Origin of the sequence: Nocardioides zhouii, assembly GCF_004137345.1 — a bacterium.
GTDB classification, from domain to species: Bacteria; Actinomycetota; Actinomycetes; order Propionibacteriales; family Nocardioidaceae; genus Nocardioides; species Nocardioides zhouii.
The window spans coordinates 18,840-28,892 of the sequence record NZ_SDWV01000035.1; the positions used below are offsets into that span (position 1 = coordinate 18,840).

The window sequence follows — 10,053 nt, forward strand, 5'->3', positions numbered from 1 at the left end:
CCGGCATGCCTCAGTCGGAGGTCCAGTGAGCCCGCGCATGGGCGAGGGCGGGCTCCTCGAGCCCGGCGACGAGCCGCTCGAAGACCGCCACTGCTCGCGGCCGGCTCCAGTCCGGGGCGAGCACCTCACCCGGCAGGCCGGGGTCGCGGAAGGGCAGCCGGCGCCACTGGTCCAGCAGGGCGAGGTACGTCGGGAACGCCTCGGCCGGCTCCGGGCGGGCGTTGTCGACCGCGGCCACGAGCTGCTCGTGGTCGGAGACGAAGTCGCGGTAGCTCTGGTCGATCGCGGCCAGGTCCCAGCTGTCGTACAGCAGGCTCGTGAGGTCCTGGGTGCCGTGGTAGTCGCCGACGAAGACGGCTGTGTGCGCCTCGAGGCCGAGCTCGGCGACCGCGCGCTGCGCTGCGTGCAGCATCCGGGCGGGCGCGATCCAGAGAGCGGTGCCGACGTTGCCGAAGCCGAGGTGGCCGAGGTGGGCGCGCAGCTGCTGGCGCTTGGCGCGCATCGACTCCGGGACGCCGAAGTGGACGATGCACCAGCCGTCGTCGAGCACGGCGGGGGTGCGGGCGTGCCAGATCACCTCGTCGCCGGCGGCGAGCGTCTCGAGCGCCACGGCGGTGAGGGCGTAGCCGCGGGCACCGTCGCGCGCCTCCGACTCCAGCCAGCCGTTGCCCTTCAGCCGGTGCACCGCGGTGCGGACGCTCGGTGCGTCGAGCCCGGCCTGGCTCAGCAGGTCGACCGCGCCGGCGATCGGCATCCAGTCGCCGAGCGGGCGCACCACGGCCCCGAGGAAGGTGACCACGGTGGTGCGGGACTGCCGGTTGTGCGTGCCCGAGGGTCCGGTGTCGATCACGGGCGGGCGCCCGGCGTCCAGCGGACGTGCACGTCGTCGGTCTCGCCCTCGCGCAGCAGCTGGAGGCGCGGCGCGACCTTGTCGGTCCGCGAGGTGGGCGGCTTGCGGCGACCTGCCTCCCACGGCACCGGCCAGTCCGCGCCGGGCCCGGCGTAGCCCTGCTCGGCGGCCGCGTGCAGCGTCCAGCTCGGGTCGAAGAGGTGCGTACGACCCAGCGCGCAGACGTCGGCCCGCCCGGCCAGCAGGATCGAGTTGACGTCGTCGTAGCTGGAGATCGCCCCGACCGCGATCACCTTCGCGCCCGCCGGCTCGGCGACGCGGTGGCGGATCTTGTCGGCGAAGGGGGTCTGGTAGGACCGTCCGAACGCCGGCTTCTCGTCCTTGCTCACCTGGCCGGACGAGACGTCGATCGCGGCGGCGCCGTGCTCCACGAACGCGCGGGCGATCTCGACGGCATCCTCGTCGGTGTTGCCGTCGGGCATCCAGTCGGTCGCGGAGATCCGTACGGTCACCGGGACGTGGGCGGGCACGACCTCGCGCACGGCGTCGAAGACCTCCAAGGGGAACCGCAGCCGGTTCTCGAGCGAGCCGCCGAGGTCGTCGGTGCGCCGGTTGGAGACGGGGGAGAGGAACGAGCTGAGCAGGTAGCCGTGGGCGGCGTGCACCTCGATGAGGTCGAAGCCCGCCTCGATCGCGCGCTTCGCGGACGCGACGAAGTCGGCGACGACGGTGTCGAGGTCGGCGCGGGTGGCCTCGCGGGGCACGTGGCAGCCGTCGCCGTACGCCAGCGCCGAGGGCCCGACGACCTCCCAGTTGCCGTCGTCGAGCGGCTCGTCCATGCCCTCCCACATCAGCTTCGTCGAGCCCTTGCGACCGGAGTGGCCGAGCTGCATGCCGATCCGGGCGGTGGTGCGGGTGTGCACGAAGTCGACGACGCGGCGCCAGGCGTCGCGCTGCTCATCGGTCCAGATGCCGGGGCACCCGAGGGTGATCCGGCCCTCGGGGGAGACGCAGGTCATCTCGGTCATCACCAGGCCGGCGCCACCGAGCGCCTTGCCGCCGAGGTGCACGAGGTGGAACTCGTCGGGCAGCCCGTCGGTCGCGACGTACATGTCCATCGGCGACAGCATGACGCGGTTCTTCAGCTCCAGCTCGCCGATGCGCACCGGCTGGAACATCGCGGGCGCCGGCTCGCCGTTGCCCTGGTGCCGCGCGAACTCTGACTCCATCAGGGCCGCGAAGGCGCCGTCGCGCTCGCGGAGGTTGTCGAAGGTGATCCGGCGAGATCGGGTGAGCAGGTTGAAGACGAGCTGGGCCGGGTCCTGGGCGGCGTACATCCCGATGTTCTCGAACCACTCCAGCGAGGCCTGCGCCGCGCGCTGGGTCGACTCGACGACCGGCCGGCGCTCGGTCTCATAGGCCTCGAGCGCGGCCTCGAGGGTGGGGTGCTCGTGGAGGCAGGCGGCGAGCGCGAGCGCGTCCTCCATCGCCAGCTTGGTGCCTGACCCGATGGAGAAGTGGGCGGTGTGCGCGGCGTCGCCGAGCAGCACCACGTTGCCGTCGTGCCAGTGCTCGTTGCGCACGGTGTGGAAGGTGAGCCACTTGGAGTTGTTGGTGAGGATCTCGTGGCCCTGCAGCTCGTCGGCGAAGATCTCGGCGATCCGCTCGACGGCGTGGACGTCAGAGACGCCGGGCGGGAAGTGGTCGCCCTCGGTGCGGTCGAAGCCGGCGCGGCGCCAGACGTCCTCGTGCATCTCGACGATGAAGGTCGAGCCCTGGTCGGAGTAGGGGTAGCCGTGGATCTGCATCGTGCCCCACTGCGTCTGCAGGACGACGAACTGGAAGGCTTCGAAGACCAGGTCGGTGCCGAACCAGATGTACTTGTTGTGGCGCCGGTCCAGCGTCGGGCCGAAGCGGTCGGCGTACTTCGCGCGGACCTGCGAGCCGACCCCGTCGCAGGCCAGCACCAGGTCGTACGACGCGCGCAGCTCGTCGGGGTCGGGGGACTCGGTGCGGAAGTGGACGGTCACGCCGAGCTCGGCGACCCGCTCCTGCAGGATCTGCAGCAGCTCCTTGCGTGACATCGCCGCGAAGCCCTGGCCGCCGACGGTGAACGCGTGGCGCTCGCCCTCACCCCGGGCGTCCCTGATCGCGACGTCGATGTCGGTCCAGCGCGCGAAGCTGCGCTCCATCCGCTCGTGCACGACGCGGTCCGCGCCCTCGATGCTGCCGAGCGTCTCGTCGGAGAACACGACGCCGAAGCCGAAGGTGTCGTCGGGGGCGTTGCGCTCCCAGACGGTGATCTCGTCGGACGGGTCGAGGGTCTTCATCAGCGTGGCGAAGTAGAGGCCGCCCGGGCCACCGCCGACGATCGCGATCCTCATGACGACTCCTCCGACTCGGCCATCCGGCGCAGCTTGAAGTGCTGGAGCTTGCCGCTGGTGTTGCGCGGCAGCGCGTCGACGAAGTGCACGGCGCGGGGGTACTTGTAGGGCGCCAGCCGGCCCTTCACGTGGTCCTGGAGCTCGGTGACCTTGGCGGCGTCGCCGGCGACGCCCTCGCGGAGCACGACGTACGCACAGACGATCGAGCCGCGCTGCTCGTCCGGCGCAGCCACGACGCCGACCTCGAGCACGTCGGGGTGGGTGCCGAGCGCCTCCTCGACCTCGGGGCCGCCGATGTTGTAGCCCGACGAGACGATCATGTTGTCGGTGCGCGAGCGGTACCAGTAGTAGCCGTCGTCGTCGCGCAGGAAGGTGTCGCCGGTGACGTTCCAGCCGTTGACGACGTAGCCGCGCTGGCGTACGTCGTCGAGGTAGCGGCAGCCGACCGGGCCGATCACGCCGAGCCGTCCCTCGACCCCCGCGCCGACCTCGTGGCCGTCGGCGTCCAGGATCGCCGCGCGGTAGCCCGCGACCGGCTTGCCCGTGGCGCCCGGCCGGATGTCGTCGCCGGCGGCGGAGATGAAGATGTGGAGCATCTCGGTCGCGCCGATGCCGTCGATGACCTTCAACCCGATGGCGTCACGGATCTGCTCCCAGGTCGCCTGCGCCATGTGCTCGCCGGCCGACACGGCGACGCGCAGCCCGGCCAGCCGGTCGACGTGCCCGGAGGCGACGATCTGCTTGTACGCCGTCGGCGCGGTCGCCAGCGCCGTGACGCCGTGCTCGACCACCAGGTCGGCGAGCTGCACGGGGGTGGCCGTCTCGGTGAGGAGGGCGCACGCGCCGGCGCGCAGGGTGAAGACGACGAGCATTCCCAGGCCGAACGTGAAGGCCAGGGGAGCGGTGCACGCGACCACGTCGGTCGCCTCGAGCCGCAGGATGTCCCGGCCGAACGTGTCGTCGATGGCCAGCACGTCGCGGTGGAAGTGCGTGGTGATCTTGGGGACGCCGGTGGTGCCGGACGTCGGGCCGAAAAGCGCGACGTCGTCTGCCGCGGTGTCGACGGCGGTGAAGTCGCCCGGTTTGCCAGTGACGCGCCGGGTCAGGTCGTCGTCGCCAGCACCGCCGTACGTCACGACGGCGAGACCGGGAGCTGCGGTGACCACGTCGTCGACGAACCGGTGGTCGACGAGGGCGGCGACAGGACGGGTCTTCTCGATGATCGGGGTCAGCTCGGTCGCGCGCAGCGCGGCCATCGTGGTGACCACCACGCCGCCGGCCTTGAGCACGCCCAGCCAGGCGGCGACGGTCCAGGGGTTGTTGGGGGAGCGGAGCAGCACGCGGTTGCCGGGCACCAGCCCGAGGTCGTCGACGAGCACGTGCGCGACCCGGTTGGCGCGCTCCAGCAGCTCGCCGTAGGTCCAGACGGCGCCGTCGGGCGTACGGAGGGCGGGGCGGTCGGGGCCGTGCTGGGCCACGACCTTGTCGAGGAGCTCGACCCCGGCGTTGAGCCGCTCGGGGTACGCCAGCGCAGGGGTCGTGAACTCGAGCACCGGCCACTGATCGGCGGGTGGGAGATGGTCGCGGGCGAAGGTGTCGACGTGCCCGCTGGGGCTCAGTGCGGTGCTCATGCGCCCGCCCCCGCCACCCGCAGCATGCCCTCCTGGACGACGGTCGCGACCAGGACGCCGTCGGTGGTGAAGAACCGGCCGACCGCCGAACCGCGGCCGTCCTTCACCGACAGCGCTTCCTGCGCGTAGAGCAGCCAGTCGTCCATGACGACCGGCCGGTGGAACCACATCGCGTGGTCGAGGCTCGCGGTGACGAGGCCCTCGTCGGCCCACGCGACGCCGAGCACGCGCATGGCCGGCTCGAGGATCGTGTAGTCGCAGACGTAGGCGAGAGCAGCGGCGTCGCGCTGGGCGTCGGTCAGGCCTGGCACCTCGCGCAGCGCGTCGTACGGACGCACCCAGACCGCCTGGTGCGGGGTGTTGCCGCCCTCGACGTCGAGGTAGATCGGACCGGGCACGTGGCGCATGTCGAAGCTGCGGCCGCCCGACCAGTAGGCCCGCGACTCGTCCGTCATGGTGCCGCCGGTGCGGCCCTCGAGGTACGCCGCCGACGTCGGCAGCGTCTCCGGCCCGGGTACGTCGGTGGGTGCCGTCGTGCCGAAGCTGCCGCTCGCCTCGCCCGCGGCGAAGCTGGCGAGGCAGACGTACACGGGCTTGCCGTTCTGGAAGCCGCGCACCTGGCGGGTGCTGTAGCCGCGACCGTCGCGCAGCACCTCCACCTCGTAGCGGACCTCCGCGCCGATGTCGACGGGCCGCATGAAGTAGGAGTGCATCGAGTGCATCGCCTTGCCGTCGGTGACGGTGAGCGACGCGGCGACGAGGGCCTGCGCCACCATGTCGCCGCCGTAGGCCTTGGGCCACGGGCACGGCTGGGTGGTCGCGGTGAAGGCGCGGTCGAAGACCTCGGCCTCGACCTCGGTCATCGCGATCGCGTCGGTGACGGTCTGCGAGGTCGGTGCCGTGGCGCTCACGGGCGCCCGTCCCAGTCGCGGAGGTCGGCGTCGTCGACCTGCGGGAGGTTGACCACGATGTTCTCCGGCGTGCGCGTCGTCATCCAGGTCAGCGGGTTGTTGCGGTCGAGGTTGCACTCGACGTGGGGCATGAACGGCGGCACGAAGACCCAGTCGCCCTCCGACATGTCGAGGTAGTCCTCGAAGCGCTCGCCGAAGTAGATCCGGGCCCGGCCCGAGAGCACGTAGCCCCCGGTCTCGGCCTCGCCGTGGTGGTGCGGGACGGAGCGGTAGCCGGCGAGGTTGTGGACCTTGCCGAACCACAGCCGCTGGGCCGGGGTGTGCTGGATGCTGATGCCGCTGATCCGGCTCGCCCCCTCGCTCTGCCCGGTGCGGTCGGGCTCGTCACCGGCGCGCGTCACGAACGGCATCACGATGCCCGACGCGTTGGCGTACGCCGAGGCGTCGCCCTCGAGGACGTAGTGGGCGAAGTCGGGGTCCATATTTCAGTTCTCGCACGAACGTTGTCAGGTTGTCAATAGACCTCTAGGGTCACGGGCATGAGCACCGACCTCACTCCCGTCGCCGTCAACCCCGCCTCCCTGCCCACTCCGAGCGGCTACTCCCACGGCACGCTGAGCGGCAACACGCTGCACCTCGGCGGCCAGACGGCGCTGGACGCGGACATGCGGATCGTGGCGGGCGGGATCGTCGAGCAGTTCCGCCAGGCGTTCGGCAACGTGCTCACCACGCTGCGCGCGGCGGGCGGCGTCCCCGAGGACCTGGTGTCGATCACAATCTACCTCACCGACATCCCCGACTACCAGGCGCACGGACGCGAGATCGGCGCCGCGTGGCGCGAGCTCGCCGGCCCGGTCTACCCGGCGATGGCCGGGATCGGCACGACGGCGCTGTGGCAGCCCGAGGCCCTCATCGAGATTCTCGGCGTTGCGGTGATCCCCGACGAGCGGCTCGTTCGCCCGGTCGGCTGAGCCCGGTTACGGCCCGACCGGCAGGACGAACTCGACGCGCGCCGCGGCTAGTTCCTGTTCGTTTTGGGCGAATCGACCGTATGATGGTGAGATGCCCGGAGCACTCGCCCACAGCCAAGCGGACCAACTGCGTGCCGCCCTTGAGCAGGCCCTCCGCGACCTGGACGATGCATCGAATCAGGTGCCGGCGGTGCGCGACGCCCTGCTGAACCTCCTCGACGTGCTGGAGTCCAGCGACGAGGCGGTGATCATGCCGGCCGATACTTTGCTCACCACGCAGCACGCAGCCGAAATGCTGGGGGTAAGCCGCATGACGGTCGTTCGCTTGGCCGATCGCGGGGTCCTGGCTGTCGAAGGAACGGGCACTCACCGACGCATCCGTGTTGGTGAGGTTGCAAGATACCGCGCAGCCTCCATCGCCCGTCGCCGCGCAAACCTTGATGCGCTCGCTGGCGACATCGACGAGGCGCTCGGTCCAGATCAGGTCGTGCCGACCCGTTGAGGCGACCCGTCGCCGTCCTGGACGCGTGCACCTTGGTGCCTATCCGGCTTGCCACGACGCTGCTCTGGCTAGCGGAGGCTGGGCTTCTGGAACCTTTGTGGTCGGAGGAGATCCTTGACGAGGTTGAGCGAACGCTGCCCAAACTGGGGCCCACGCCCGCGCAGGCCGCGCGCCGGGTCGAGGCAATGCGCGATGCCTTCGGCGCGGAAGCGATGGTTGATGACTTCAGCGACCTGATTGACCAGATGACGTGCGACCCAAAGGACCGTCACGTGCTCGCGGCCGCGGTCCGCGGAGGCGCATCCACGCTCGTGACGTTCAACCTCAGAGACTTCCCCGCCGAGGTCGCTGAGGCGGTGGGTGTGACAGTCATGCACCCCGACACCTTCCTGCTGTGGATTCTCGACTCCGCGCCAGACGCCGTCGTGGCCGCGCTCGAGCGTGAGGTAGCGGCGTTCAACACTCCGCCGCTGACCCTCGGTGCCTTCCTCGCATCGATGACGTCGACGGTTCCAATCTTTGCCAACCTAGCTGCCCAAGAGTGGCGCTCACCCATCGGTGATCCAGTAGTAACCGACGTTCCAGCGCTTGAGCTGGTGGACCACGAGTCCGCGCTTGCAGCGCTCGGCGGCCAACGAGGCGACCCGACCAGTCCGGGGCAGGTCGCGATGGGCTGGTGGTCGAGCCTCCCTGACAACTTGGCTGCGACACGGGCGCTGACCTATGACCCCGCCGCGTGGGGCGATTTCCAGCAGGCTGTTGACCACTTGGCTGGTCGAGCGCTGACGTCTCAGTTGATCCCCGCAGTGGACGCACCCGACAGCATCGCGTTCATGAAGTTCGTGCCGGAAGTCGCCGCCACGTCGCGAGTTTTTGAGGCATACAAGGCACAAGCGACGTACCTGACCCTCGTCAGGGTTCCGGACGGGACCTGGCGTGTGTGGGGCCTGGGCCCACGCCTCCTCTCCGCCCGCGACATCCTCGGCGCTCGATGACCTGCGACATCCACAAACGACCAGTTCTGCGTAGGGTGGAGGATGATCGGGTGAGCGCCACGGTCTTCAGGAACGCAGCTGTCTTCGACGGCTTCCGCCACCGGGGCACGGTCGGCGACGTCGTGATCGACCGCGGGCGGATCGCTGCGGTCGGAGCGGATCACGCCCCAGCAGGCGCGACGGTCGTGGACGTGGCGGGCGGCCTGCTGCTGCCCGGCTTCACCGATGCGCACGTGCACCCCGTGCAGGGCGGCCTCGAGCGGCTCGCCTGCGACCTGAGCGGGTGCCCGGCCGACAGCGCGGCGTACCTCCGGCACATCGGCGACTACGCCCGCGCCCACCCCGAGCTCGACTGGATCCAGGGCGGCGGCTGGGCGATGGCGGCCTTCCCCGGCGGCCTGCCGACCGCGCGCGAGCTCGACGAGGTGGTGCCCGACCGCCCGGTCGCGCTGGCCAACCGCGACCACCATGGGATGTGGGTGAACACCCGCGCGTTCGAGGCTGCCGGCATCACGGCCTCGACGCCCGACCCTCCCGACGGCCACGTCGAGCGCGACGCCTCCGGTGCACCGACGGGCGTGCTGCACGAGGGGGCGATGGGGTTGCTCGGCCACGTGCTGCCCACCGTCGACGACAACACGATGTACGCCGGCCTGCTGGAGGGCCAGCGGTACCTCCACTCGCTGGGCATCACCGGCTGGCAGGACGCGATCGTCGGTCGCTACGCCGGCATGCGCGACGTCGGCCCGACGTACGCCCGGGCTGCCGCCAACGGCGACCTCACCGGCACCGTCGTGGGTGCGCTGTGGTGGGAGCGCGACCGGGGTACCGAACAGATCGCCGACCTCCTCGAGAAGCGGGCGGCGTGGTCGACCGGCCGGTTCTCGGCGAGCGCGGTGAAGGTGATGCAGGACGGCGTCGCCGAGAACGGCACGGCCGCCCTCGTCGAGCCCTACCTCGACCGCTGCGGGCACGCCACGAGCAATACCGGCATCTCGTTCGTCGACCCGGTCGAGCTCCGCGGGCACGTCCGCGAGCTCGACCGCCACGGCTTCCAGGTCCACGTCCACGGTCTGGGCGACCGGAGCGTGCGCGAGGCGCTCGATGCCTTCGAGGGCACCGACTCCGCACGGCGGCACCACATCGCCCACCTGCAGCTCGTGCACCCCGACGACGTGCCACGCTTCGCAGCGCTCGGCGTCGCCGCCAACATCCAGGCCCTGTGGGCCTGCCTCGACGACCAGATGACGGAGCTGACGATCCCGTTCCTCGGCGAGGAGCGGGCCGCGCGGCAGTACCCCTTCGGCGACCTGCACCGCGCGGGCGTACGTCTCGTCGCGGGCAGCGACTGGCCGGTCAGCACCCCCGACCCGCTCGCGGCGATCCACACCGCTGTGCACCGGACGGCGTACGACGAGCCGGCGCCGGCCGGCACCGAGCCGTTCCTGCCGGAGCAGGCGCTCGACCTCGAGGTCGCCTTCGCGGCGTACACCAGCGGGTCGGCGTGGGTGAACCACCGAGACGACGCCGGTCGGGTCGCGGTCGGCGCTGTCGCGGACCTCGTCGTCCTCGACCGCGACCCGTTCGCGACGCCGGACGAGATCGGCGCCGCGCGCGTCCGGTCGACCTGGATCGACGGGGAGTGCGCCTTCGAGGCCTGACGGCTCTGCGCCGGGCAGATCCGCCGTGCGCAGAACGCCCTGTGGTGGTCGGCGGTGCCGCGTCACTGTGGTCGCATGAGTTGCCCTGTGTCTACCCCTGACCGTTCAGGCCGCTTTCTCGGTGGTGTTGTTGAGGACGTTTTGGAGC

9 protein-coding genes are annotated in these 10,053 nt (G+C 71.0%); 4 read left to right on the plus strand and 5 right to left on the minus strand.

Annotated elements, in window-relative coordinates:
- Window positions 1–10: 10 nt before the first annotated feature.
- The 5 genes from EUA94_RS21630 to EUA94_RS21650 are packed head-to-tail and all read right to left on the minus strand — an operon-like array spanning window position 11 to window position 6,258.
- Entirely contained in the window at window positions 11–850 is an 840-nt protein-coding gene (locus EUA94_RS21630) for a PaaX family transcriptional regulator (RefSeq protein ID WP_242495142.1), read from the minus strand.
- On the minus strand, window positions 847–3,234 hold the full coding sequence (locus EUA94_RS21635) for a bifunctional salicylyl-CoA 5-hydroxylase/oxidoreductase (protein WP_129428987.1): 2,388 nt from the start codon (window positions 3,232–3,234) through the stop codon (window positions 847–849). Before EUA94_RS21635 ends, EUA94_RS21630 begins: the two co-directional genes overlap by 4 nt.
- On the minus strand, window positions 3,231–4,865 hold the full coding sequence (locus EUA94_RS21640) for an AMP-binding protein (RefSeq protein WP_129428988.1): 1,635 nt from the start codon (window positions 4,863–4,865) through the stop codon (window positions 3,231–3,233). Before EUA94_RS21640 ends, EUA94_RS21635 begins: the two co-directional genes overlap by 4 nt.
- Entirely contained in the window at window positions 4,862–5,776 is a 915-nt protein-coding gene (locus EUA94_RS21645) for an acyl-CoA thioesterase (RefSeq protein WP_242495144.1), read from the minus strand. Before EUA94_RS21645 ends, EUA94_RS21640 begins: the two co-directional genes overlap by 4 nt.
- A complete protein-coding gene (locus tag EUA94_RS21650; protein WP_129428989.1) occupies window positions 5,773–6,258 on the minus strand; it encodes a cupin domain-containing protein in 486 nt (161 codons plus the stop codon). Before EUA94_RS21650 ends, EUA94_RS21645 begins: the two co-directional genes overlap by 4 nt.
- A gap of 57 nt (window positions 6,259–6,315) precedes the next feature.
- Here EUA94_RS21650 and EUA94_RS21655 point away from each other — a divergent pair, with 57 nt between their 5' ends.
- The 4 genes from EUA94_RS21655 to EUA94_RS21670 all read left to right on the plus strand — a co-directional run bounded on the left by EUA94_RS21655 (window position 6,316) and on the right by EUA94_RS21670 (window position 9,905).
- The gene (locus EUA94_RS21655; protein WP_129428990.1) at window positions 6,316–6,747 is read left to right on the plus strand and encodes a RidA family protein; all 432 of its coding nucleotides are present in this window, start codon (window positions 6,316–6,318) and stop codon (window positions 6,745–6,747) included.
- A 91-nt stretch (window positions 6,748–6,838) separates the two neighbouring features.
- Window positions 6,839–7,249 (plus strand): helix-turn-helix domain-containing protein, encoded by a 411-nt coding sequence (locus EUA94_RS21660; RefSeq protein WP_129428991.1) that lies wholly within the window; start codon window positions 6,839–6,841, stop codon window positions 7,247–7,249.
- Window positions 7,246–8,244 carry a PIN domain-containing protein gene (locus EUA94_RS21665; RefSeq protein ID WP_129428992.1) on the plus strand — a complete coding sequence of 333 codons (999 nt, stop codon included), beginning with the start codon at window positions 7,246–7,248 and terminating at the stop codon, window positions 8,242–8,244. The genes EUA94_RS21660 and EUA94_RS21665 overlap by 4 nt, the downstream gene beginning before the upstream one ends.
- Window positions 8,245–8,294: 50 nt before the next feature.
- Window positions 8,295–9,905 carry an amidohydrolase gene (locus tag EUA94_RS21670; protein ID WP_242495146.1) on the plus strand — a complete coding sequence of 537 codons (1,611 nt, stop codon included), beginning with the start codon at window positions 8,295–8,297 and terminating at the stop codon, window positions 9,903–9,905.
- Window positions 9,906–10,053: the final 148 nt, after the last annotated feature.